22 protein-coding genes and 2 tRNA genes are annotated in these 25418 nt (G+C 56.4%); 11 read left to right on the top strand and 13 right to left on the bottom strand.

What is annotated here, in order from left to right:
• Positions 1–414 precede the first annotated feature (414 nt).
• Entirely contained in the window at positions 415–2664 is a 2250-nt protein-coding gene (locus PHD44_RS03580; protein ID WP_300188126.1) for a primosomal protein N', read from the top strand.
• Positions 2665–2706: 42 nt separating this feature from the next.
• Positions 2707–3045: a P-II family nitrogen regulator gene (locus PHD44_RS03575; protein WP_300188125.1), complete on the top strand. Its 339-nt coding sequence runs from the start codon at positions 2707–2709 to the stop codon at positions 3043–3045.
• Between the two features lie 149 nt (positions 3046–3194).
• Here PHD44_RS03575 and thiO read toward each other — a convergent pair whose 3' ends face one another.
• The 3 genes from thiO to PHD44_RS03560 form a co-directional block, all read right to left on the bottom strand.
• The gene (thiO, locus tag PHD44_RS03570; RefSeq protein WP_300188123.1) at positions 3195–4298 is read right to left on the bottom strand and encodes a glycine oxidase ThiO; all 1104 of its coding nucleotides are present in this window, start codon (positions 4296–4298) and stop codon (positions 3195–3197) included.
• A 135-nt stretch (positions 4299–4433) separates the two neighbouring features.
• A tRNA-Gly gene (locus tag PHD44_RS03565) sits at positions 4434–4507 on the bottom strand.
• 349 nt (positions 4508–4856) lie between these two features.
• Entirely contained in the window at positions 4857–5567 is a 711-nt protein-coding gene (locus tag PHD44_RS03560; protein WP_300188121.1) for a VIT family protein, read from the bottom strand.
• Between the two features lie 193 nt (positions 5568–5760).
• Between PHD44_RS03560 and PHD44_RS03555 the strand changes: the two genes are divergently transcribed.
• Positions 5761–7881, top strand: a complete 2121-nt coding sequence (locus PHD44_RS03555) for an HD domain-containing protein (RefSeq protein WP_300188120.1) — start codon at positions 5761–5763, stop codon at positions 7879–7881.
• A 180-nt stretch (positions 7882–8061) separates the two neighbouring features.
• Entirely contained in the window at positions 8062–8649 is a 588-nt protein-coding gene (locus PHD44_RS03550; RefSeq protein WP_300188118.1) for a DUF3365 domain-containing protein, read from the top strand.
• A 32-nt stretch (positions 8650–8681) separates the two neighbouring features.
• Here PHD44_RS03550 and PHD44_RS03545 read toward each other — a convergent pair whose 3' ends face one another.
• The 7 genes from PHD44_RS03545 to PHD44_RS03515 all read right to left on the bottom strand — a co-directional run bounded on the left by PHD44_RS03545 (position 8682) and on the right by PHD44_RS03515 (position 16250).
• Positions 8682–9512, bottom strand: coding sequence for a sulfite exporter TauE/SafE family protein (locus tag PHD44_RS03545; RefSeq protein ID WP_300188116.1), 831 nt, complete (start codon positions 9510–9512; stop codon positions 8682–8684).
• Between the two features lie 18 nt (positions 9513–9530).
• Positions 9531–10640, bottom strand: a complete 1110-nt coding sequence (gene modC / locus PHD44_RS03540; RefSeq protein WP_300188114.1) for a molybdenum ABC transporter ATP-binding protein — start codon at positions 10638–10640, stop codon at positions 9531–9533.
• A gap of 3 nt (positions 10641–10643) precedes the next feature.
• Positions 10644–11336, bottom strand: coding sequence for a molybdate ABC transporter permease subunit (gene modB / locus PHD44_RS03535; protein ID WP_300188112.1), 693 nt, complete (start codon positions 11334–11336; stop codon positions 10644–10646).
• A gap of 323 nt (positions 11337–11659) precedes the next feature.
• Positions 11660–12469 carry a molybdate ABC transporter substrate-binding protein gene (modA, locus tag PHD44_RS03530; protein ID WP_300188110.1) on the bottom strand — a complete coding sequence of 270 codons (810 nt, stop codon included), beginning with the start codon at positions 12467–12469 and terminating at the stop codon, positions 11660–11662.
• 89 nt (positions 12470–12558) lie between these two features.
• Positions 12559–13362 (bottom strand): TOBE domain-containing protein, encoded by an 804-nt coding sequence (locus tag PHD44_RS03525; RefSeq protein ID WP_300188109.1) that lies wholly within the window; start codon positions 13360–13362, stop codon positions 12559–12561.
• An 85-nt stretch (positions 13363–13447) separates the two neighbouring features.
• Positions 13448–14662 carry an NAD-binding protein gene (locus tag PHD44_RS03520; protein ID WP_300188107.1) on the bottom strand — a complete coding sequence of 405 codons (1215 nt, stop codon included), beginning with the start codon at positions 14660–14662 and terminating at the stop codon, positions 13448–13450.
• Positions 14663–14789: 127 nt separating this feature from the next.
• The gene (locus PHD44_RS03515; protein ID WP_300188105.1) at positions 14790–16250 is read right to left on the bottom strand and encodes a deoxyribodipyrimidine photo-lyase; all 1461 of its coding nucleotides are present in this window, start codon (positions 16248–16250) and stop codon (positions 14790–14792) included.
• Positions 16251–16338: 88 nt separating this feature from the next.
• Here PHD44_RS03515 and PHD44_RS03510 point away from each other — a divergent pair, with 88 nt between their 5' ends.
• From PHD44_RS03510 to PHD44_RS03500, 3 genes are all read left to right on the top strand, one after another.
• Positions 16339–17463, top strand: a complete 1125-nt coding sequence (locus PHD44_RS03510; protein ID WP_300188103.1) for an efflux RND transporter periplasmic adaptor subunit — start codon at positions 16339–16341, stop codon at positions 17461–17463.
• Positions 17460–20552: an efflux RND transporter permease subunit gene (locus tag PHD44_RS03505; protein ID WP_300188101.1), complete on the top strand. Its 3093-nt coding sequence runs from the start codon at positions 17460–17462 to the stop codon at positions 20550–20552. The genes PHD44_RS03510 and PHD44_RS03505 overlap by 4 nt, the downstream gene beginning before the upstream one ends.
• Positions 20553–20648: 96 nt before the next feature.
• Positions 20649–20725, top strand: a tRNA-Pro gene (locus PHD44_RS03500).
• A gap of 112 nt (positions 20726–20837) precedes the next feature.
• Here PHD44_RS03500 and PHD44_RS03495 read toward each other — a convergent pair.
• The 3 genes from PHD44_RS03495 to PHD44_RS03485 all read right to left on the bottom strand — a co-directional run bounded on the left by PHD44_RS03495 (position 20838) and on the right by PHD44_RS03485 (position 23306).
• Positions 20838–22358 carry a relaxase/mobilization nuclease domain-containing protein gene (locus PHD44_RS03495; protein ID WP_300188099.1) on the bottom strand — a complete coding sequence of 507 codons (1521 nt, stop codon included), beginning with the start codon at positions 22356–22358 and terminating at the stop codon, positions 20838–20840.
• A complete protein-coding gene (locus PHD44_RS03490) occupies positions 22303–22758 on the bottom strand; it encodes a hypothetical protein (protein WP_300188097.1) in 456 nt (151 codons plus the stop codon). Before PHD44_RS03490 ends, PHD44_RS03495 begins: the two co-directional genes overlap by 56 nt.
• Positions 22759–23108: 350 nt before the next feature.
• A complete protein-coding gene (locus PHD44_RS03485) occupies positions 23109–23306 on the bottom strand; it encodes an AlpA family transcriptional regulator (protein WP_300188095.1) in 198 nt (65 codons plus the stop codon).
• Positions 23307–23941: 635 nt separating this feature from the next.
• Between PHD44_RS03485 and PHD44_RS03480 the strand changes: the two genes are divergently transcribed.
• The 4 genes from PHD44_RS03480 (at position 23942) to PHD44_RS03470 (ending at position 25415) form a co-directional block, all read left to right on the top strand.
• On the top strand, positions 23942–24484 hold the full coding sequence (locus PHD44_RS03480) for a phosphate-starvation-inducible PsiE family protein (protein WP_300188127.1): 543 nt from the start codon (positions 23942–23944) through the stop codon (positions 24482–24484).
• Positions 24387–24656 (top strand): hypothetical protein, encoded by a 270-nt coding sequence (locus PHD44_RS12715; protein WP_367182002.1) that lies wholly within the window; start codon positions 24387–24389, stop codon positions 24654–24656. The genes PHD44_RS03480 and PHD44_RS12715 overlap by 98 nt, the downstream gene beginning before the upstream one ends.
• Positions 24547–24873, top strand: coding sequence for a DUF4113 domain-containing protein (locus tag PHD44_RS03475; RefSeq protein ID WP_367182001.1), 327 nt, complete (start codon positions 24547–24549; stop codon positions 24871–24873). Before PHD44_RS12715 ends, PHD44_RS03475 begins: the two co-directional genes overlap by 110 nt.
• Positions 24874–25034: 161 nt before the next feature.
• Positions 25035–25415 (top strand): hypothetical protein, encoded by a 381-nt coding sequence (locus tag PHD44_RS03470; RefSeq protein WP_300188091.1) that lies wholly within the window; start codon positions 25035–25037, stop codon positions 25413–25415.
• Positions 25416–25418 lie beyond the last annotated feature (3 nt).

The raw sequence follows: 25418 nt of genomic DNA, 5'->3' as shown, positions 1-25418 counted from the left end.
GGCAATTTTTCAAAATATTGTTAAGCCTTTTCTGAGCATGGTATTTTTCATGGTATTACCAATTAGCAGGAAAATAAGCCATTGAATATAAAAGATAAAAATGTCTTGTTTACAATAGAGTGGGAGTGACGGATACTTGCACAGATCTATTTATGATCACCTCGAAAAACCTACTGAACGCGGGCTTGCGCCTGCAATGCATTAAGCTGGCGGCAGCCCGCGACGGTTTTTCGAGGAACCCCTTAAAGGCCCGCTTAAATGCGGGCTTTTTTGTTTAATCTTTAAACTGGCGAGGGCACTGGAAATTGCCCGGTTGCGAGCCGTTTCCTGCTCGAACCATCAACATGCTCCTTGGGTTATGATGAGCGCTATTTTGATATCACGGCGACCTCATCCGCACCTGCTGAACATCTCATGCCCAAACCCAACATCGACCCGTCCATCAGCACGCGCGAAGCATCTTCGGGCGAAGGCATGGTGTATTGGCAAGTCGCCTTGCCGGGGCCGTTGCAGACCTTGTTCACCTACGCTGTGTCTGTCGATGTGAATGCTCAGGCCGGAATGCGGGTACAGGTCCCGCTGGGCAAGGGGCAACGCATGGGCGTGCTTTGGTCCCCGGCGAAGAAAGAAGCCGATTGGGTGATCAAACCCGTGCTGTCGGTTCTGGATGACGAACCGCTGCTGGACGTCGACCTGCTGGCCTGCCTTGGGTGGGCTGCCGATTACTACCATTTCCCTTTGGGTGAAACCGTGCTGGCGGCGCTGGCACCGAGCCTGCGCCAAGGCCAGTCTCTGCGTGGCATGGCGTGGCGTATTCTGCCGTCCGGCGAACAGGCCCTGGTCGAACGAACCTTGCGCGGTGTGCGTCAGCGCGCGTTGCTGGAACGGATCGCGCAAACGCCTGAGGGTGTGTCCGAATCCCGGTTGCGGGATTTCCCCAAGGCGGTGCGGCAGCGGCTGGCCGATATGGGTTTGATCGAGCCGTTCGAACAAACCGTGTCCTCGATGTGGCCATTGCGGGCCGATACGTCCGCCAACACCCTGCCTGCTCCGACTCTGAATGAAGCGCAATCAGCAGCAGTCACGGCAGTCGCTGCCTCTCTTGACCGTTTCGGGGTCTGGCTGCTTGAAGGCGTGACCGGTAGCGGCAAGACGGAAGTCTATTTGAACTTAATCGATCAGGTCTTGGCGCAGGGCCGGCAGGTAATGATTCTGGTGCCCGAAATCGCCCTGACGCCGCAGTTGGTTTCCCGCTTTACGGATCGGTTGGGCTTGGTTCCTGCCGTGCTGCATTCGGGCTTGAACGATGGCGACCGGTTGAATGCCTGGCTGGCGGCGCGTTCGGGTGACGCGAAAGTCGTGATCGGTACCCGGTCTGCCGTATTCCAGCCGTTTGCCGATTTGGGGCTGATCGTGGTGGATGAGGAGCACGACGGCTCGTTCAAGCAGTCCGAAGGCTTTGGCTATCACGCACGCGACGTAGCCATCTGGCGCGCGCGGCGTTTGGGCGTGCCCATCATGCTGGGTTCGGCCACACCGTCGCTCGAATCACTGCGCAATGTTTCCTTGGGACGCTATCACCTGCTGACCCTGCCGGAACGGGCGGGTGGAGCGGCCATGCCGGATATCCTTCTACTGGACGTGCGACAGCAACGGATGCGCGGCGGGTTGTCGGATGAGCTGGCTGCTGCCATCGAAACGCATCTGCTCGCGGGCGGACAGGTGATGCTATACCTCAACCGGCGAGGTTATGCCTCGAATCTGTTGTGTCATGCCTGTGGCTGGGTGGCCGAGTGCCCGCATTGCGATTCGTTCATGACCTGGCACCGGGGAGCAAACCGACTGCGTTGTCATCACTGCGGATTCGAGCGTCAGCCGCCATCGGTTTGCCCGAGTTGTTCCACGCAGCTCTCACCACGCGGCCTGGGTACGGAACAGCTCGAAGATGTGTTGACGGGGCTATTTCCCGGATTCGGTATCGAACGGCTCGATCGGGATGCCCTAAGCCGGGTGGGAGAATTGGATCGTCGGCTGGCACGCATTCAATCCGGCGAGGCGCGCTTGATCGTCGGTACGCAAATTCTGGTCAAAGGGCATGATTTTCCCCACGTTTCGCTGGTTGCCGTTGTGGATGCGGATCAGGCATTGTTCGCCAATGATTTTCGTGGTGCCGAGCGGTTTGCGCAGCAACTGATTCAGGTGGCGGGGCGGGCAGGGCGGGCCAGCCGCGCCGGAACGGTTCTGGTGCAGACGCATCAGCCAGAACACGTCGGCCTGAATCGACTGATCCATGCCGGTTACGCCAGCTTTGCGCAAACTCTGCTTGCGGAGCGGGCCGAAGCCGGATTGCCGCCCGTGCGTGCGGCGGCACTGATCCGAGCGGATGCCCGGGATGTCGATGCCCCAAGGGATCTTTTGACCCACATGGCCGACTGGTTGCATGAACACCTTGCCGATCCTGCCGATAGCCCATTGGATGTATGGGGGCCGGTACCTGCGCCTCTGGCGCGACGCGCGGGCCGTTATCGTTACCAATTACTAATTCTGGCGGACGATCGCCCAAGGCTGCACGCGGCACTGGGTCAACTCGAATCCTGGCAGGGCAGTCGCCGCACAAAAGGAATTCGCTGGTCGATTGATGTTGATCCGGTGGATATGGCTTAATATCCTGTCATTACAGCAACCACTAAACCGAAGGACAATTGCATGAAAAAGATCGAAGCCATCATTAAACCCTTCCGTCTCGATGACGTGCGCACCGCACTGATGGAGCTGGGTATCAATGGCATGACAGCAACGGAAGTCAAGGGTTTCGGCCGGCAGAAAGGCCATACAGAGCTCTATCGTGGTGCTGAGTATGTGGTCGATTTCCTGCCGAAAATCAAACTGGAAATCGTGGTTGCCGATGGCTTGGTCGATGCCGTTCTGGACGCCATCATCAAGGCGGCGCATTCCGGCAAGATCGGTGATGGCAAGATTTTCGTGTTCCCGGTCGAGCGCGCCGTGCGGATTCGTACGGGTGAAGAGAACGAGGATGCGCTTTAATTCAGCCGCTTGCGCAGCAGGTTGTCTCTGGCAGAGCATCTGTTAATTGGTGAGGGCAAACAGAGCCCTCGTTTGAAACAGGAAAAGCCTGAGGACATCCATGTCGGACGACTCAGGCTTTTCTGTTTTCGGTCTTCTTTGCTCGACTCTTACGGGCGATCGATCCGGTAATCGCCGAGATCGATTTGTGTCGCTCGGCCCAGCATCACATCGGTAATGAGTTCGGCCACGGCAGGCGCCATCGCCAGCCCGTTGCGGTAGAACCCCGTGCTGACGAACAAACCCGCGATCTCTGGATGCGCGCCGATGTAGGGGATTTCGTCGCGGGTGCCGGGACGCAGGCCGGACCATTGCTGTGCAATCGGGGCGTGGGCCAGATTCGGCCAGAGCTCAACTGCCTTGCGGTGCAGGCGGGTCATGGCTTCATCCGTCGTATGCTTGTCGAAACCGACGTGCTCGACCGTGGAGCCAACAACCACAGAACCATCCTTGCGTGGAATCAGGTAAATGCCTTCATCCATCAAAATGGTGGGAAGCCCCGTGTGCATTGCGGCATCGAAACGGATCATCTGCCCGCGAACAGGGAAGATATCGGCCGGGCTCAAGCCGGGGATCAGCGGGTCGGGCACCAACTGCCCGGACCAGGCGCCCGCCGTGATCAGCACATGCGCGGCGAACAGATCACCATGTTGAGTGCGAACACCGATGGCCTGAGCGCCTTCCAGAATCAAACCATGCACCGGTGTGTGCGCACGGATATCCACCCCTGCTGCACGAACGGATTCCACCAGCGCCCGCATCAGCCGCGGGTTACGGACGGTTTCGATGTCCGGCAGCCAGAGGGCGTGTTCCTGAGACAGGTGCGGAAAGTGCTGGCTCGCATCCTGCCACTGGTGCCGGATGCCGTAACGCGTTGCCCAATTCGAAGCGTCGGTTTGTTCAGCAGGTGTTGATCCCGCATCGAGAATTAACATGCCGCTGGTGAAGAGCTCAGGATCGGTATGGCCGTCTGCGCACAATTCGTCCGTGAAACCACGGTACTGTGCCATACCCGCAGCGGCCAGGCGCATGACCGGTTCCGGATAACGCCAACCGTAGAGCGGGCATAAAATGCCGCCGCCAGCCCAGGAGGCCTCGCGACCGATTTCTTCCCGCTCAAGCACGGTGACGCGCCAACCGGCCTTGGCCAGGCGCAATGCGCTGGATAACCCGGCGACTCCACTTCCGACAATAATGCAATCAGTCTGAGACAAAACGTGACTCTGATGTTTGGTTGAGAAGAAGAATAATAGACCGAAGCAGTCGCCCTTAGCGACTCGGTGCATGACTTTGTGGTCGTTCTCCGAATCTCAAAAAGACAAAAGGCCCATACGGGCCCTGAAAAGTTCTGGAGCGGGTGAAGGGAATCGAACCCTCGCTATCTGCTTGGGAAGCAGAAGTTCTACCATTGAACTACACCCGCGAAGGGCTAGGGAGCCTCTGCACGAATCGATAGTGCCTCTGGCTTGCGGGTTTGTTCGCAATCAAGGCGCCGACTCGAAGATGGGCTCATTGCCCATCGAGAGGCGGCAACGCCGAGTGCGGACAAACCCGCAAGCCCCGTCCGGGCGGGCCGCCAAGGGCCCATCTGCAGCGTTGCGGCGCTTGAGAATGGCTACGGCCATTCCCTGCGCACCACGCCTTGCATCTGGGCCCTTGGAGGTCCCGCAGAGACGCTATCGATTCGTGCAGAGGCTCCCTAGCATTATCCTCGCTTGAGGCCGTTAATGGCAAGCCCTCTTCAAGCCCCTTCAAATGTTGAACCCATCGGGTCAGACACTGATGCCAAAGAAATGACCGATCAATGAGGTGGCTGCCATGGCCAGCGCGCCCCAAATCAACACACGGGAGGCACCGCGGACGATGGACGCACCGCCGGTCCAGGCGGCGAGGCTGCCAAGAATAACGAGTGCGAGCAGGGTGATGGCGATGACGCCGCCGAACAGCCATGCTTGCGGGAGTAACAAGGCTGACACCAGCGGCATGCCGGCACCGATCGAGAACGCGGCAGCCGATGAGAGCGCCGCTTGCAGTGGACGAGCGCGGGAAATTTCATGCAAGCCCAGTTCGTCGCGGGCGTGGGCGCCCAAAGCATCCTTTTCCATCAGTTCCTTGGCGACCTGGTCAGCCAGTGCGGGCGAAAGGCCGCGATCCGTGTAAATGGCCGCCAGTTCCTGAAGTTCATATTCGTAATTGCGCTCAAGTTCTTGAGCTTCCTGTGCGAGATCGGCTTGCTCCGTATCTTTTTGTGATTGCACGGACACATACTCACCCGCCGCCATCGACATGGCGCCCGCCACCAATCCGGCCAAACCCGCCAGGACAATGGTGTGGTTGTCGGCATTCGAGGCGATGAAGCCGAGCATCAAGCTCGATACCGAGACGATACCGTCGTTCGCGCCCATCACGGACGCACGCAGCCAGGAATTGCGATTGATGCGATGGTGTTCTGCGTTCAAATCAAACGTTTTTTTAGCGGTCATGGTGTGGGCCTTTTTTGTCGGTCGTCATTTCGACCCGAATTAAAGCACGGAACGGCCCCCTCGGGTGAACCGATGAGCGAGGTTGGGGGTGGTTTGTTCGGCAAGTCTTGCATTGATCCGGAACTTCCCTTGCCAAAACCCTATACTGATAGGCTATTTTTCGTCTTGATCGCCGGTTTGTGAGAGTTGAATCATGCGCTATGCCCTCGATGCGCCAAATGAGTCTTTATGCAGCGAGCTTGCCGAACGCACGGCGGGAAACACGCAGGTTCTTGCCGCCTGTCGCTTGGCAGGTTCCGTATGGGATGGTGTGGTCACGCGCGCCCGTGGGCCACGTGCGGCTTTGGATCTGCTCGAAATCGGTGCGGATATTGAAACCGTTCAGTCCTGCGTTCTGGCAGATCCTCGTTTGCAGGGCAAGATGGATCAAGAGCAATTGCGGCGGGACTATGGTGAGGTGGTGGCCGGGCAGGTGGCGCAAATGCAGCGCCTGTTGCAGTTGGGCGAGCAGTATCGGCGCGACCAGCAGGCCGACTGGTACGAGAATCTGCGTCGGTTATTGCTGAGCGCCATCAGCGACGTGCGCGTCATGCTGATTCAGCTCGTGCATCGGCTGGAGCGGTTGCGTGGGCTCGTATTCGAACCGGATCAGGCCAAACGTCGGGCCATCGCGGCTGAAACGCTGGATGTGTACGCGCCCATCGCACACCGCTTGGGGTTGGGCCAGATCAAGTGGGAGCTCGAAGACCTCGCCTTCCGTCATCTGGAACCGGACATCTACAAGCGCATTGCGCACCTGCTCGATGAGCGGCGCACCGAGCGGGAAGCCTATTTGCAGCGCGTGCGCACCGCGCTGGAATCGGCATTGGCGGAGGCGGGCATCAAGGCGCGGGTGTATGGCCGCCCAAAACACATCTACAGCATCTGGGGCAAGATGCAGCGCAAGAAACTCAGCTTCGATGGCCTGTTTGACGTGCGCGCCCTGCGGGTCGAAGTCGAAACGCTGCAGGATTGCTACGCAGCCCTGAGTGTCGCGCACAACCTGTTTACGCCCATCGAGGCGGAATATGACGATTACATCGCTCGCCCGAAGGAAAACGGCTATCAGTCCTTGCACACGGCCGTGCACGCGCTGGAGGACAAGGTGGTCGAAATTCAGATTCGTACCCGTGCCATGCACGAACAGGCAGAACTGGGCGTGGCCGCGCACTGGCGATACAAGGAAGGCGGCGGGCAACAGGAAGACCCCTTTGCCGCCGAATTGAACCGCCTGCGGCAGGCGTTGGCGGCGGGTGGTACGGCGCAGCCACGTGTGGAAGAAGTGTACGTCTTCACACCGCAAGGCGACATCATCGCCCTGCCGCTGGGTTCGACCGTACTCGATTATGCCTACCGTGTGCATACCCTTGTCGGGCATCGTTGTCGCGGGGCGAAAATCAACGGCCAGATCGTGCCGATCAAAACCGTGTTGAATCAGGCCGATCAGGTGGAAATTCTCACCCAGCCGACCCCCGGCCCCAGCCGTGAATGGGGCAATGCGCAGGCCGGATTTCTGCATTCGGCCAGTGCGCGGGCGAAGGTCCGCAACTGGTTCCACCGTTTGGATCAGACGGCGGCCCGGGAGGCGGGCGCGGCGCATTGCGATCGTTTGTTTCGTCGCCTGGGGTTGAATCGGCAGGCACAATCCAAACTGGTGACCGCACTCAAGCTCAAGAGTCTGGATGCGTTGTTTGAAGCCGTCGGTAATCACAAACTCGATGCCAATAGCTTGCTCAATGCGGCCCGTGAGGTCATTAAATTGCCGGAGCAAGAGCCAGCACCGGCGCAGCGGTTAAAAAACGCCTCCGTTTCGGGCGCGGCCCTGTCGCCGGACGAAGCAGTGCTGTCGCTCGATGGCATGAAGGCGCAGCCAGCGGGCTGTTGTAATCCACGTCCCGGCGATCCGGTACTGGCATTCATCACCCGGGGGCAAGGACTCAAACTGCATAAGCGCGACTGCACGAATATTCGCCATCTGCAGGCCGAGTTTCCGGAACGGATTCTGGCCGTCGAGTGGCCAAGTCAGCCAACCGGCTGGGCGCAGGTTCTGAAGCTCGATTTCCTGCTGGAAGATGTGGCCCGATTCTGGGCGGACCTCGGGCCGGTGCTGGCACCGTTCAAGGCGCGCGTGGTCGAGAGTCGCAGTCGATTGGAACGAAACAGTGGCCTGACGGATATGGCCGTGACCTTGGAGTTACCCGCCGCCGGTGATACCGCCGGGCTGATCAAACGCTTGCAGGGATTACCCGCAGTTGAATCGGTTCATCGGCTATGAGCCCCAAGAAATTAATCCTGGGAGATTAATTCCGGGAGAATAAACGTAAGCGATAAATCTTATTGAAAGACGTTACGATTAGCCAAGCCATTTTAATGGGCATAAAGACTAAACTATTATCTTTGTGAACATCACGTTTGAAACGCCTTGTTTTTGATAAAAACTCCTGGAGATACACCGATGCCAATCAATTCATTCCGTCCCGTCGTGCTTTCTGTGTTCGCTGCCCTTGCTCTTTCCCCGTTAGCGGTTCAGGCGGACATGTCCGAATCTGAACAGGCAGCCTTGCAAAAATCTCAAGCAGCCATCAAGGAATACGCCACCACGCTCAAAGCCGCCTTGCAAACGGCCATGAAGGCGGGCGGGCCAATGGCTGCCATCCCCGTTTGTCATACCCAAGCCCCGCAAATTGCAGCGCAGGTGGGTAAAAAATACGATCTTGAAATTCATCGCACCTCACTCAAGCCGCGCGCCATAGCGCCCCAGCCTTGGGAAAAAACCGTGCTGGAACAATTTGAGGCTGAAAAGAAAGCAGGCAAGCCCATCGGAAAAATCGTCTGGCATCAAACGGTTGAAGTCGATGGGCAAAATGAACTTCGTTTGATGAAAGCGATTCCAACCGGTGAGGTGTGCCTGACCTGCCACGGCACCAACGTAGCTCCCGCTGTATTGAGCAAGATCAAATCGCTCTACCCGAAGGATGAAGCGACCGGTTACAAGCTGGGCGATATTCGAGGCGCATTCTCGGTCACTGCATCGCTCAACTGATTGCGTTCTTTTATGGCTAACGCAAACCCAGCCTAGGCTGGGTTTTTTTCATCCGCCTTGCTGTGCTGAAAGGTTTTGTACGCGGAAATCAGCAGAATCACCGCCAACCCGATAATCAGCCAGTTGGTCGCAACTAAACCGATGGCAAGCCCGCCGAGCACCGCGCCCACGAACGAGCCAGCCGTCATGCTGAAAAACAGGGGTTTTTCGCGCCCGAGCACGCCAAAGCTGCCTGATTGCGAATAGCGTGCAAAGCCGACCAGCATCGTGGGCAGCGAAATGGCCAGAGACAGGCTACCCGCCAGTTTGATGTCGATGCCGTATAAAATCGTGATGGTGGGGATTAAAAGCTCGCCCCCGGCGACGCCGAGCACCGCCGCGACGATACCGATCACCAGCCCCGCTACCAAACCCACCACCCAGCGCAGTGGCCCATCGTCGATGAGTGCGCCGCCCAGCCAATGCAGGTTGAAGACATGCTCGGTGATCATCACAAACGCCAACCCGACGAGCAGGAAAAAAACCAGCCGGTCAAGTGTGGTTGCTTTGACGCGCATGGCAACCCCGGCGGCAAACCAGGCACCGATCAGCGAACCGGCCAACAGGTTGACGGCAATAGGCCACTGGGCGAACAGAGAAGACCATTCGATGCCGCTGCTGCGCGCCAGCAAAGCGGTTGCCACCACCACAAGACTCATGGCCTTGTTGAAAATAATCGCTTCAAGCGTGGGTAGTTTGAACAGGCCTTTGAGTACGGGAAGGCGAAATTCCGCGCCACCCAGGCCAATCAAGCCACCAATGCCACCGATCACGCCACCGGCAAAAAAACCTTGGGTGGCTCGTCGCTTTGCACCTGTTTTCATGGTTTTCTCCACATGCGTTTATTGATCGAGCAAGGCCGCGGTTTTCACCAAGGCGAATACCGACTGATCAGCCGATAAATTCAAAACATTCACCGATCGGCGGCTGAGTTCGGCGATCAGGGTTTGTCCATCGTTCAGTGTCAGAAAAACAACTTGGCGGTGGGTTTGAGGATCGGCCTCGATGCGCTCGATTCGGGCTGGAATCTGATTGAGCATACTCAAGCCCTCGGGCCGATGCCGCGCAATGGCGACATCCCGCGCGAGTACCCGTAGGCGTGCTTTGGCACCGGGTGTATGCGGGCTGCTGTGCTCCGCGCGGTTGAGCCAGAAGGTAAAGGCCGGCTCGGCTTCGGGCTGTTGGCGCGATTCGAAGGCAATCAGGCCGTCGGGGTCGATTTCACCCAATTGACCATGCACGACGGACACGGGGCCTTCTTCTGTGAACAAGGGGGAGTCGATGCGGCTGGTGGCTTCAGCGAGGGATTCCACCGAAGTGATTCGACCATCGGCCATGAATACGACGCGATTGGCCAAACGCTCGACTTCGACGGGGGCGTGGGTGATGTACAGCGTCGGGATTTGGTAGTCGGCGATCACCGATTCGATAAGCAGCAACAGCTCGCTTTTGGCCCGCCAGTCCAGTGCAGAGAGCGGTTCATCCATCATCAGAAGCCGTGGGCGGGTCAGCAGGGCGCGGGCGATGGCGACGCGCTGACGCTCACCACCGGAAAGATTATCCACCGGGCGATTGAGCAAGTGTCGAATGCCCACGCGCTCGATTATTTCCTCTGTCGAGGGGCCATGCTGGCGCTGTTTGGGTATGCGTTTGATGGCATAGTCGAGATTGCCCTGTACATTTTTATTGGGCAGCAGGGCCGCCGTTTGAAATACAAAGCCAATATCGCGTTGTTCGACTGGCAATGCTTTTTTGCCGGATTGCCAGATCTCATCGTTGAACTTGAATTCACCACGCGCGTGCTTATCCAGCCCCGACATTGCGCGCAGCAGGGTGGATTTGCCCGATCCGGAACGGCCGAACAATACAGTGACGCCCGATGAATCAAAGGCAAATTCGCCCGAGTTGAGTTCAAAATTGCCCAGTTTGAGTTGTAAATTTCCTTGAAACATCAGTTATACCGCCTTGACCTGTAAACGGCGGTTCAGGCCGTACACAAACATAAGTACCAGCAACGAGAAAATGACCATCAGGATCGACAGCACGTGCGCTTCGGTGTATTCGAGCGATTCCACATGATCGAAAATCGCAATCGAAACGGTGCGTGTCATGCCTTCAATATTGCCGCCGACCATCAGCACGACACCGAATTCGCCGACCGTATGCGCGAATGTCAGAACCACGCCGACCAGAAAACCCTGCCGCGCCAACGGGACGATCACGGTGAAAAACCGGTCGAAGAACGAAGCGCGCATGGTGCGGGCCGCATCGACAATCTGCGTCGGCAGCGCTTCAAAGGCTGCCATGATCGGCTGCACGGTAAAGGGCAACGAATACACGACCGAACCGATCACGAGGCCGGTTTTGTTAAACGTCAGTTGACCGGTAATTCCGAAAAACTTGAGAAACTGGGCGATCGAACCGTCCGGATTGAGCGCGACGATCAGATAAAAGCCCAATACGGTGGGTGGCAGCACGAGGGGCAGCGCAACCAGTGCTTCCAGAAAAATTCTTGCGCGCGAATGCATATTGGCCAGCCACCAGGCAATCGGTGTGCCGATTAAAAGCAGCACGATGGCGGTGATTGTGGCTACTTCGAGCGTCAATAAGATCGGATCAATATCCAGTGGGTAACCCATAATTTGCATCGGTTATTGTCTCCAATACGTGCATCAATTTGCAGTCACATGATCAGGACCGGCTGATGATGTTGGCTCACTCAAAAAAACACCCGAACTGCACAGGCACTCGGGCAAGCGGGGGGATAAACGTATCTGTGCTAGTTTGCTTGTTTGGCTTCTGAAGAATGGCGTTTCAGATTCATTCCATGGCGCCTTTTATAATTCAGCCCGTACGGTTTAAAGCGCCGTTGGGCCGAGCAGTTTTACTTAGCGAAAAACCGTTATTCCGGCATGGCGTAACCATAGCTCTCGATGATTTTCTTAGCCGCCGGCGCATACGGGACAACCGATCAATCGGGTACATGGGAGTAACCATAGCTCTCGATGATTTTCTTAGCCGCCGGGCTATTCATGTAATCGAGAAATTCTTTGGCTGTTTTGGCGTGCTTGCTGCTCGTGATCAGGACAGCACCTTGATTGATGGGCGCGTAGTCTTTCTGCGGTACCAGCCAGTATTCGCCTTTGTTGTGTGCGGGGCTTTGCGGGTCCATGATTTGAGATAAAGCGACAAATCCGAGTTGCGCATTGCCGGTCATCACGAACTGGAAAGTCGCGGTGATGCTTTCACCTGTGACCAATTTCTGCTCACTTTTAAGTTTGTCGTACATGCCCATTTTTTTGAGGACTGTTTCAGCTGCTGCACCATAGGGTGCCGCCTTGGGGTTGGCGACCGCAATGTGGTTGAATTCGGCTGCCTTGATGATCTGGTCATGCTGTTTGGCGACTGGCAGACTGGTGCTGTACAAGGCCAGCTTACCCTGAGCGTACACTCGATAATCACTGGCTTTGCCTGCTTTGACAAGCCGTTCTGGCGCCTTGGTATCAGCGGAGAAGAATGCGTCGAACGGCGCGCCGTTGTTGATCTGGGAGTACAAACCACCGGTCGGGCCAAACGAGAACCGAACCTTGTTGCCGGTTTCTTTTGTCCATTGCGCACCGATTTGCTCGGCTGCCTTGGTGAAATTGGCAGCCACGGCCACCGTGATGGTGTCGGCCTGCGCGCTGGTGATGCCGGCGCCCAGTGCCAGCGTGGTTGCCATGGTGGCAATGGCGGCTTTGTTCCATGCAAACTTCAAGGACGTGTTAAACATATTTTTCATATCACTTCTCCGATGGGTATCTTGGTACATATCGATGGTCAAAAAAAAGCGATGGGGCGTGCCTCATCGCTTGCGGGTTTGAATCTCTATCAGTTGTCCACGCCGATAATCACGTGGCTGGCCTTGATGATCGCACAGGCTTTATCACCCGCCTTGAGGCCCAGTGAGTGGGCGCTGCCTTCGGTAATCATTGCGGTAACCAGATTGCCCCCGGCCAGCTTGATGACCACTTCGGCATTCACCGAGCCATCAGTCACGCGCTCGACTACACCGCACAGTTGGTTGCGTGCCGATGTGCTCATGGGTTCGGGCGATACGATAATGAAGCTGGCCTTGACCATGGCGAAGGCCGGTTTGCCGACGGCAAGCTCCATGTTCTCTACGCTGCCGTTGGTGATAATGGCGGTGATCTCATCGTTGCCTTGAAGGCCAAGCACCACCTCTGAATTTACGGCGCCTTTGGTCAGTGATTTGACGGTGCCGGAAAAGGTGTTGCGCGCGCTTGTTTTCATCAAAATACTCCGTAAGTCATGGGTTAAATGTTCGATTTGGTGGCGTTCAAACAGCGTGGTCAGTTCCTGCTGCATCGCTTCTAGCTTGCTGAAGGCAGTAATCAGTTCCTCGCCGTATTCCGACAAAACCGCGCCGCCGCCCCCCGCACCACCGTGCTGCGAAACGACCACCGGTTTTGCCGCGCGGTTGTTGATGGCGTCGATTGCATCCCAAGCCGCTTTGTACGTCATGCCGATGGCCTTGGCCGCGCCGCTGATCGATCCGGTTTGGTGTACGGCTTCCAGCAGCTTCATGCGGCGGTTGGAAATTTCCTGATCACCAAATTTCAGGGCGAGTGGCAGAACAAATTCACCAAAATCACGTTCACTATATATCGACATATTGGATCACTCAATAGGAAGTTTGGAAAATACCTGATGTCTATCCGGACAGGCACTGCATGGGTGAGGGGGTGTTACCAAGGTGCTAATCGAGTTTCAGCAATTGCTCGAACAGTGCGTCGGTCTTGATCTCTTCGCCGCTCAATGCCATGGCCAGTAGTTCGGCTCCGATAATGGGCAAGGCCAGCACCACATCGGGATGTACGCGTTTGATCTTGTTAAGATTGTGCGCATCACTGACGGCAACCACGGTCTTGAGTTTTTCATTGACTTCGCGTGCAGCCAGGATGATGAACGCATTCTCGGAATCGTCTTCGGTCAGCGCAATGATGGCGCGGGCAGTATCGGCTTGGGCCTTCAACAGGATATCGCTGTCGGAGCCGTCACCGATGATGAAATCATTCGGTATATCCGAACCCGGCGTGGGTGGGGCTGGCAGGATGCGGGTCACTTCAAGGCCGCGCTTTTCCAGCGAATCCGCCGCATTTCGGGCGAATGGCCCGTTGCCGACCACGATAATATGATCCTTGCGTTGCATTTTCTTGCTCCCGGGTTGGACGAGTTTCATGATTTGCTGATTCATCATCGGCCCCAGAATCGCGGTCAGCGATGTGGCGAAGACCAATAATCCCAGAATAATCAGGCTGATAGTGAACATCCGCGCTTCGGTGGTTTGCGCGATGATGTCGCCATAACCGACGGTGGACATGGTGACGATGGTGAAATAGAGCGCGGTCGGGAAATCGCTAATAGCTGGTTTGAACTGGGCGCCGAGCACATAGGAACCAATGACACCGAAACCCAGCGTGAGCAGCACTCCGGTGATCGAGAACAGGGTGCCGGTGGTGAGGCTGGCGCGCTGGAAATGCTGGCGATTGAGCAGCAACAGAAGCAGTACGGCCGCATGGAACAGAATCAGGCTCGCCGGTTGCGAGGCCAATGGCGTGAGTTCCAGCAACAGGCTGGCGATGCTCATCAGCACGGTCACCATCCAGGCCAACCGAGAACGAACCAGCAATCCGATCGACATGATGACCAGCAACACGCCGATCACATCATGGGGGATACCACGAATCGCCAGCGAGCTGAACCCGCCGCTGAACTGTTCGATGGTTTGCTGGGGTAGAGCCAGAAATTCTTCGATCAACGACAAGGTCTGGGTGATCTGCATCAACCCGGATAAGCCGACAGCGAGGGCGATGGGGACATGCGGAAACCAGGCATCCATGCGCAAGGCGCGGGCGACCCGGTGGCGTAACGCATGGAAGAATCTGAACGGATGCCTTAAGTGCGGATTCATGGTTGCCTGTTCATCACTGCCTGTTCATGAAAAGCTGTTGCTGGTTGCATGGTTGCGATTGTTCAGGATTCTGCCAGATTAGCGTGGCTGTGGCTGAAGTGATTCGGCACAAGTCGACGAATGCCCCTCACGGCGCCCGCTTGATCTCATTGAAGTGTTCCAGGGCCCGCTGGCGGCTGCCTTGGAGATCGACGATGGGGGCGGGGTAGGTTTTGCCGAGTGTGATTCCTGCCTGATGTAATGTATTCGTGTCTGCCGTCCAGGGCGCGTACAGATAGCGATTATCCAATCGCGCCAGTTCGGGCACCCAACGGCGAATGAAGGCGCCATCCGGATCGAATTTCTCGGCCTGCAACACGGGGTTGAAGATGCGAAAATACGGTGCGGCATCGGCCCCGGTGCCGGCGGTCCATTGCCAGCCTGCGGTGTTGCTGGGTTCGTCCGCGTCGACGAGCGTGTCCATGAACCACGCCGCGCCATGCCGCCAATCGATCAACAGATTCTTGGTGAGAAACGAGGCCACGATCATCCGCGCGCGATTGTGCATCCACCCTGTATGCCAGAGGCAACGCATGGCGGCATCGACCACGGGAACACCTGTCTGGCCGCGTTGCCAGGCCCGTAGATCTTCCGGTGCATCACGCCATGCAAAGTGCAAAAACCGTTTATCCAAGGGTGAATCGACGGTTTCGGGAAAATGAAAGGCGAGATAAGCACCGAATTCGCGCCAGCCGAGTTCACGCACGAAATGCTCGACACCACGCGGTTCGAGCACGCTGCCGCGCGTATCGAGCAGGTGGCGCACAATCTGACGCGGGCTGATTTCGCCGAAATGCAGATGCGCGGAGAGTTTCGATACCCCGGTACCGATGAGCAGATTGCGAGCTTCGGCATAATCGTCGATCAGGGGCATAAAGTCTTCAAACCGTTTCCAGGCGCCGGTTTCACCGGGTTGCCATTGCGCATAGAAATCTCGATCCCAGGAGATTTCGGGCAGTAGTCCGAGTGCTTCAACGCTCAGGCCATCGAGTGTGTCGGGCACTCCGGGCAGGGCATCGGGCGCGGGCAGTGAAGGCAAATCCAGTCCGGCTGCGATCACGGCCTTCCAGTACGGTGTGAATACCTGAAAAGGTTTGCCCTGTTTGTTCATAATCTCCCAGGGCTCATGCAGGTAATTGCCATTGAAGGAGTGAACCTCGATTCCCTCGGCGCGCAAAGTGGCCTTGATCCGGCTGTCTTCCTCGCGTGCTGCCGGTTCCATGCGCCGATGCCAAACCACGCGGGTGGCGCCCGTTTCCCGAATCAGTTGCCAGAGCCCGGTCAACGGATCGCCACGTCGGATCACAAGCCGACTGCCCCGTGTTTCCAGGCTTTTGGAAAGAGCTTTGAGGCTATGATGTCGCCACCAGCGCGCGGCACCGCCTTCAGGAAGGCCATGGCCAGTTCCCATACCCGACTCAAGTGTTTCGGCGGTATGGATATAAACCGGTATGATGAGGCCTTTGTCCGTGGGTGCGCGCAGCACCGCATGGAGGGCAGGGTGGTCAGCGAGGCGCAGATCCTGACGGAACCAGACAAGTGTGGTCATATGATGGCAAACAAATACAAAAGGGCACCAATTATGGCAGCAGTCGGGCGATTTGGCGTCTGTAGCGTTGGTGCCTGAGGAAAAGACTATGAGTGTTGGAATTGTGGCGCGGACACCCTATGGCATGGCCGCATTTTTGATTGCTTTGAGCGTGGTTCTGGCAGGTTGCCAGAAAGACCAACCCAAAGTCGATGTACCTCCACCAGTGGTGCGTGTGGCGACCATTCAGCCCGGAACGCTCGGTCAGCCGGACCTCACCGGCCTGGTCGTGGCAAAAACCCAGTCGGTAGTGGGCTTCCAGGTCGGAGGGCGGATTGCCGAACGGTTGGTCGAGCGGGGTGCACGGGTCAAGGCGGGTGAAGTGTTGGCGAAGCTGGACCCTGCCGATCTTCGGGCAAAACTGGCAGCAGCCCAGGCTCAGGCACAACAGGCCGATGCGCAGGCGCGGTTCGCGCAGCAGAACTTCGACCGCATTCAATCCTTGCTGACCAGGAAACTCGCGAGCCCGCAGGATTATGATCAGGCCAAATCCGGCCTACAAACCGCTCGTGCGGCACAAACAGCCAGTCGGGCGCAACTCGATCAGGCGAAACTGGCCTTGGATTATGCCGATCTCACGGCACCTTTTGCCGGTGTGGTGGCCTCGGTGGATGCCGATCAAGGCACGGTGGTGAGCGCGGGGCAGCCGGTGGTGACGTTGGCGGCAGGGCAGGCGCGACAGGCGCTGGTGGCTGTGCCGGAACAGCGTTTGACCAGCTTGCCGCATTCAGCCCAAGCGCACATTTTCGGCCAATCGACTCCGATCGATGCCACGTTCGCTTCCGTAGACGGCGCGGTTGATCCGGCCAGTCGGACTTGGTCGGTCCGGTTCGACTTGGCGGAGAATCCTTCCGTGGTGGCCGGGTTGGGGCAAAGTGTCACCTTGTCGTTCGCCGGGCAATCCGTATCGAAGATTGTTCCGATCACGGCGATTCTCGGTCAGGGCAGTCAAGCCGCCGTGTTCGTGGTGCAGCGTGACGGCAAGGTGAAGATGCAGCCTATCACCGTAAACCGACTGGAACATGAATTCGCCGTGATTTCGACCGATCTGCCCACCGGTACCCCCATCGTCGCGCTCGGGGTCAATCGGCTCCATGACGGTGAGAAAGTACGCATGCAGCCGGGCCTGGGAACAGACACGGGCACGGTGATCGAAACGGGAGATAAGCAGTGAGCGAACAGCCCACCCGCCCGTTCTCGGGGTTTAACCTGTCGGCACTGGCGGTGCGTGAGCGCGCCGTTACCCTGTATTTCATCATCATGGTGGCCTTGGTCGGCATTTATTCGTTCGTCTCTCTGGGGCGGGCGGAAGACCCGGCGTTCACGCTCAAGGTGATGGTGGTCACGGCGCAATGGCCGGGTGCCACGGCCCGGCAAATGCAGGATCAGGTGGCCGATCCCCTCGAAAAGGCCCTGCAGGATGTGCCCTATTTTGATCGGGTGGAAACCACCGCGCGCCCCGGTCGCATCGAAATGCTGGTCAATTTCCGCGAGGATACGCCGCCTGATCAGGTACAGCAGTCGTTCTATCAGGTGCGCAAGCACTTGGGTGATGTGGCACCGACACTGCCGCAAGGTGTGCGGGGGCCGTTCTTCAACGACGATTTTTCAGATGTGTATTTCACCCTCTATGCCCTGACGGCGCCGAAATTGCCTCAACGCGAACTGGCGCGTGAAGCGGAACGTTTGCGTTCGGCCGTTTTGCAGGTGCCGGGTGTCGCCAAGGCGCATATTCTGGGTGAACAACCCGAACAGGTGTTTGTCGATTTCGACCCCCATACCCTGAACGTACTGGGTATCACCCCGGCCGAAGTCGGCCGCGCCCTGGCCGCCCAGAACACCATCGTGCCTGCCGGTTTGATCGAAACGGCTGGGCCGCGGCTCTATTTCCGGTTGGATTCAGGTTTCCGCGCGAGCGCCCCAGGTATGGTTCAGCGCATTGAAAACACTGCGCTGAATGTCCAGGGCAAGGTGATTCGCGTCGGCGACGTGGCGAAGGTGCGTCTCGGTTATGCCGATCCGCCGAGCTACATCATTCAAAGCGAAGGCCAGAATGCCATTATCGTCGGCGTGGTGATGGCGAAGAACGCCAACGGCCTGGCCCTGGGCAAGCGACTGGAGGCTTTCGAGAAATCCGAGTCCGGGTTACTGCCGTTGGGCGTCAAACTCACCAAGATCACCGATCAGGCCAATGCGATTGCACTGGCCGTCAACACGTTTCAGCTCAAGTTCTTCATCGCGTTGGGCGTCGTGATGCTGGTCGGTTTCATCGCGCTGGGTTTGCGGGCCGGTCTGGTCGTGGCATTGGCCGTGCCGCTGACGCTCAGTATCACCTTCGGTATCATGCTGATGACAGGTAAAAACCTCGATCGCATCACCTTGGGCGCCCTGATTCTCTCGCTCGGTCTGCTGGTCGATGACGCCATCATCGCCATCGAAATGATGCTGGTAAAACTCGAAGAGGGCGTCGATCGTGTCGAGGCGGCCGCAGCGGCCTGGCGCATCACGGCAGCGCCCATGCTGATCGGCACACTCATTACCGTGGTCGGGTTTGTGCCGATTGGTTTTGCCCAGTCCAATGTCGGCGAGTACGCCGGCAACATCTTCTGGATTCTCGGCATATCGTTGATCGCCTCCTGGTTGGTTGCCGTCGTCTTTACGCCTTATCTGGGTGTGCACTTCCTGCCGAAGGTTATTCCGCACCCCGAGGGCAGTACCGGCATGTATCAGGGACGGGTTTATCGTGGCCTGCGCCGAGTCGTGACCTTCTGCGTGAATTATCGCTGGATCGTCGCGGGCGTAACCTTGCTGCTGTTCGTTGCCTCTATTGCCGTGATGGGCAAGGGCGTCGCCAAGCAGTTTTTCCCCAGCTCGGATCGCCCTGAACTCTTGATCGATATCGATCTGCCCGAAGGTTCATCCATCGAAGCCACGCAGAAAGTGGCCCACCGTGTGGAAGCAGCGCTTCGTGGCGCCCCCCAGCTCGATTCGCTCTCAACCTATATCGGGCAGGGCGCACCGCGTTTCTTTTTGGCGTTGAATCCCGAACTGCCGAATCCGGCGTTCGCCAAGATCATTGCGGTGGCCCACAACGCGACCGAGCGCGATGAGCTTCAGGCCATGCTGCAAAGGAAAATCGATGCGGGCGATTTCCCTGAGGCGCGTATCAGGCCCCATCCCTTGCTTTACGGCCCGCCGGTCATCTGGCCGGTACAGTTCCGGGTTATGGGGCCGGATATCCGTGAGCTTCAGCGCATTGGCGAGCGCGTGCGCGTCGTCATGGCTGCCAATCCACACACCATCGACCCGCATCTGGCCTGGGGTGAAAAAGTACCAGTGCTCGACTTCAAGCTCGATCAGGCGCGCCTGGCCGCGTTGGGTATCACCCCCCAAGCTATCGCCGAGCAAACGCAGATGTGGCTTTCCGGCACGGCGACCACCGAATTGCGCGTCGATATTCGCAGCGTGGATCTGAACGTGCGCGGTTCCCCGGTCACCTCGCGCCAATTGGCTCAACTCGAAGCCCTGCCCATTCGCCTCGATAACGGCAAAACCGTGCCGCTCGGTCAGCTTGGGCACATCACCACCGCGTATCAATACCCCATCATGAAGCGGCGCAATCGTGATCCGTATATCAACGTGGATGCCGAAGTCAGCGGCGCCCAACCGCCGGATGTCACCGCCGCGATCTGGAAACAGCTCGAACCGATCCGTGCCGACTTGCCGCTGGGTTATCAGATACAGATTGGCGGGTCGGTTGAGGAATCTGCCAAGGCACAAGCCTCCATCGCCAAGGTCATGCCGATCATGGTGCTGCTGATGCTGACCCTGATCATGCTCATCATGCGTTCCTTCCCCGGCATGTTCATGGTGCTTTTGACCGCGCCCCTGGGCCTGATCGGTGCCGTCGCCTCTCTGGCGCTGTTCAACCAGCCGTTCGGTTTTGTCGCCTTGCTGGGTTTGATCGGTCTGGCGGGTATTCTCATGCGCAACACCCTGATTCTGGTGGGGCAAATCAACGAAAACGAGCGGCAAGGACAGGATCGCTACACCGCCGTCATTGAAGCCACCATCCGCCGCGCACGCCCCGTCATACTCACCGCTTTGGCTGCCGTACTCGCCTTCATCCCGCTCACCGAAAGCACCTTCTGGGGACCATTGGCCTACACCCTGATCGGCGGAATATTTGGTGGCACCTTCCTTACCCTGCTGTTTTTGCCCGCAATGTACGCCTTGTGGTTCCGTGTGAGAAAACCCGCGTGATCTTGCCGCGTAAATTGCATCAAATGGCTTTATTATTTGGCGCTGCTCGGTTAAGATGCGCGCCTGATTTCACACGGCATTGCTGTGGAAAATACTCGGGATGTAGCGCAGCCTGGTAGCGCACCTGCATGGGGTGTAGGTGGTCGGAGGTTCAAATCCTCTCATCCCGACCAATAAAATCAATAAATTAGCAAAACCGCCGAAAGGCGGTTTTTTGCTTATTGTGTGTTTGAGTTACACCTTGAGTGACACTTGGCCCTAGATTGGTCTTGATTTGGAAAGTCGTCACATTCTTGGTGCAATGTATCGGTTGGGTTCTTGTGGTCCCTTTTGATCAATTTTGTGATGAAGCATAGTTTCGGCTTCTACCTCTAAATATTGTGTCCAAATCACTTGCTCCACCTCTCTGGCTCGTGCGGTGCGTCTCAATGCCTCAGCCATAGCAGCAGTAATACGGTCGAAAGCCCCCCGGTTGCGATTCCTGTCAGTACGACGCCGCTGATGAACAGCATCCTGAGATGCTTCATCGAGGCTTTCACCTCTTCGGCGGCCGATTTGGCTGTTTTTGAGGTATTCCATAAAACGGTAGTGAGTTCGTGGAGGGATTTCAGATCGGCTTCCAGTTTTATGACGTTCTTTTCGGCTCGACTGTTTGCCTCGTTGATTTTGCTGGCTGACTGATCGGCTGCTACCGTCCACGCCTGTTGCATCTGCTTGATTTTCTGGCTCGATTCCTCGTTCAGTGTGATCAGAGCCTCCACTACTGGCTCCATCGCTGCTGCCAGGTTGTCCAATAGCGGCTCCAGCCGTTCGCTGAAGTCCATCCTCTGGAGTTGTAACAGGGATTGATTCAGGTGATCGATCAGTGGTTGTATCTGGGTATTCAGATTGAACTGGCTGATCTGCTGTTGGAGTTGGCCGAGAGTTTCGATGGTCTCGCGCTGTCTTTGTGTATCGTCCAAGTGTTTCAGAGTCTCGATCTTGTTCATAGATGACCTCACGTTGAAGTGTTGCCCATTTGTAGATATCGCCGAGTTGGGATGCTTTGAAATGAACGCCATCCATTTCAAAAGCGAAGCCACTCATTCGCCCTGTGGATGCCAAATTGGGGAAAACGTTGACTCCTGCCATTTCTAGCCGTTCGATGAATTGGAGAATATTCGGCTGATCTGATTTGGCCTGATCGATGAGCCGTTGCAGTTTCTGCCGTGGGGGCTCTTTGCCTATTTGAATTGCGGCATCAATCTCTGACTTGGTCGGTGTTTTAACCTCGGGCATGACAATCTTGTCTGCATGGTCGTAGGTGCGTTGTTTGGTGATGCTTAGCCGGTGATCCCTCTCCAGCTGGCTAATGATTTTTGTCGATTCAAGGTTTTCTTGTTTGCCATAGTAGATAGTGCCATCCAGCCCAATCCGTGAGGCAACGATATGTATGTGCTGACCTTCTTCAGCATCATGGAGGATGACGCAATACAAATGCTGTTGTGTGTAGCCCATCCGGGTCATGTAGTCCCGAGCGATGATTGCCCATTCCTCTGGGGTGAGCCTGTCACCTTGAGGCAGGCGCAGACTGGAATGCCATACCGGTTTTGCAATATCGGGGCGCAATTTGCGCGTGATAGCGAACTCGCTGGTGAGTGATCTTGGCGTCAAACTGGACATATTGCCGCCGATAATTCGCCCTAGATCACCTTTCCGATTGTCAAAAACATACTCTAGAACACCACGAAACCCGTGCCCTCGGCTGATTTTATTCATCCCTTTCATGGTTGCCTCCAGCCACCATTTGATGGTTTTCTTGAACATCTGAAGTGTCATCGAGAAGCAAATCCGACTCATCATCGGTATCAATTTGAGGCGAATTGGCGGGAAATCCTCCAATCAATGCCTTTCTAAAATCCCTGAATAAGCATTGGATTTCGTCCGTTTCCGGCATAAATCCAGCATTAAGATGACGAACAAGTTGATTCAGATTGGCGCTAATCGGTGCGAGTTTTGACCAGATTTCACGATTAATTTCAGGGATTACCATTGGTAATCGATTGAGCGCCGCTTCACGGGCATAGCTCGCTAACGCCATTTTTTGATGTTTTGCCCTGTCCAATAGCAGCGATTTCTCATCCGAACGCAGCCGGATTTTGAGCACATGGGTGCGCCGAAGCTCTGGACGCGGCGCAAATCCGTGTCGTTTTTTTGATTTATTCATGGCCTTTCCTTGATCTTTTTAATCACTGGGAAAGCACAATTGCCTGAACGGCGAGGCGAAATCGGGGTAATGAGCATCCTGCTGCTGTCCGCATAGGACGCCCCCCACGGCGAGTGGGCAAGGGATGGAACGACGGAACCAAACGAAGTGCAGGGACCGGAAGTTAGCCCTTGCTCCCTAACCTTAACCTATAGGTAATAACTATAGAGATTAAGGAAGAGATGAGGGTATATGCACCAGGGATACATTGGTTTAGTCATCGTTATATCGCTCACTCAGCCATGCCTCAAGCCAACCACCTGACTGGTCTGTTCAGATACTTTCAGGAGGCTGGTGTCCAGGCGTTGTGCTCACTGAGCGTTGTTGAGGCGTGAGTTCACCCATTGGAGCAAGTCCGCCTCGAACCAACCCACCGCACGGCTGCCGGTCAGGGAGACCCCCGGTGGGAAGAGACCTTGTTTGATCAGGCGGTAGATGGTGGCGCGGGATAAACCGACGAGAACGCTGACCTCATGGATGCGGTAGAAGCGATGCATTTTGTGCTGCATGGTATGTTCCTTTTGCTGATAACAAATGACCCAATAGAGGCCTTATCCACCAGTAGGAAACGGGCTAACCGTTGACAAAAAACAGTTCCACATCCATCATCGAACCACCTGAAAGTGCTAAAAACAGGGTTTCGATATGCATGCGCCAGTCTCCTTTATGGGGGGCGGATAGCCAAAGGCGATCCACGGCCTCATGTGTACCGTGTGAAAGAGGCGATCGGACGGCAATCCGGTCGCCTTTCTCATTTGGTACATTAAATACTTTATCAGATCGATACCCCTCACCCTTCCAGAAATTTTACAACGGCATTTTTGGTCGGATCGTGTGTTTCACCAGGCCTTCGATTTCGGCATCCACCAGGTAGCTAAAGTTGGACCATGACGAGTTCGAGACCGACAGGAAGAAGCACTGCCGGACGTTCGACCGGTTGATAAGCAACTTGACCTCGAAAGACCACAGCGCTGAGTCAATGTTGATCGTCCCATTGAGAGGCCTCATCCTGGCTTTTAGGTCGTTGTAAGAGCGCCTTGTCTGCTTGGTCTTGATTTTTACCCCAAAAAACCTATGTATTCGCCTGGAACAAAATGCGTTGGTCGTGTGGATTCTGGATGGGAGGGTGGAAGATACCATGAGCATGATCAGTCGTCGCAGCCGACCGCGACAGGTCGATATACGGCGGTATTGGTCGGTCATGAATCTGGCCGAGCGGTTTGAGCAGGTGGTTGCTACCACGCTGGGAGCCGTTATCGCAGCCATCATCATGATGGCGTTGTGGGAACTGGTTAGGGAGGTCTATCTCAATCTGTTCATTCAGCATGAGAAGGTGCTAAGCCATCAAGTATTCCAGTCGATGTTTGGGAGCATCATGACTTTGCTGATCGCGATGGAATTCCAGCATTCGATCATCAAGGTGATCGAGCGCCGTGAACACATCATCCAGACCAGGATCGTGGTCCTGATCGCCATGTTGGCCGTGACACGAAAGTTCATCATTCTCGACTTCACGGATGTACCACCGCTCATGATCTTTGCACTGGCTGCCGGGATTCTTGCGCTGGGGCTGGTGTTTTGGATGATTGATGATCGCGAGTGTCGACGTGCAGACCACGGAACCGCCGCATCGAATCCGGGGCATACTGCCAATTCTGGAGAGCACTACGCGGAGTCGGGCAACTGATGACACACGGGTTCTGGTCAAACACGTCATTCAGGGACTGGAACGAATCTACCAGCCAGGCCATGACTACCAAAAGGCAGGCGTCATGCTTCTGGATATTCGACCCAAGGGCCAAGGACCAAGGACAGATAACGGATCTGTTTGCGAACGTGGATCAAGGGGATTTGTTTGATCGGCCCGTACAACAGAACGACATGGAACGCATCTATGTAAAGAACAAGGCCGATAAACTGATGCGGGTCATGGATGCTATCAACGCCCGCATGGTCAAGCACACTATCAAGCTCGCCGGCGAGGGATTCAGACCGCACTGGGCCATGAAACGCAACCGGCATTCAACGGCTTATACGACCGATATTCATCAGCTTGCAACAGCGAGTGCATGCTGAGTGATCGAAGTCATGGCGTCAGTAGTGTCAGGTTGTCGATTCAAGGTAAGCGCCCGGCTGCTTCACATGTTCTGACGGGTATTGAGTAGGCTCGGAAAACCCAAATTGAAAAGCCTTTTAATCGAGGCCATCATGAAATTTTCACGGTCAGGAGGGGCAGAATGGAAGATCAAACCATGAAAGGCGCAGAGGGCGTCCCCATTCTGGCCCCACTGAATTACCTTGTCACCCCATCCAGGGGAATTGCCACCCGCCTGCGTCAACCAAGTCCGCAGGAGATTCGGGACACCCGTCTTCGGTTGGGCCTGTCACCCGATGAAGCCGGGCGACTGATTACGAATCGACCCAAGCCGGGCCAGATATGGCTGCGCTATGAACCGGGTCGCCACCCTAGGGCCATGCCACTGGCCTCGTGGGAACTGTTCCTGTTGGTCACCGGGCAGCACCCAACTCACCAAATGAGCCTGCGCAGTCGCTTTGAATCGGCCAACGCCTGGGATTTTGTAGATTTGGGACTGGATGAGATTCTGGCGGATTTTTGAGGC

The sequence above is a fragment of the Halothiobacillus sp. genome (genome assembly GCF_028710545.1).
Taxonomy (GTDB): Bacteria; Pseudomonadota; Gammaproteobacteria; order Halothiobacillales; family Halothiobacillaceae; genus Halothiobacillus.
Note: the sequence above shows the minus strand (reverse complement) of the source record. Positions and strands in the feature narration are given on the sequence as shown.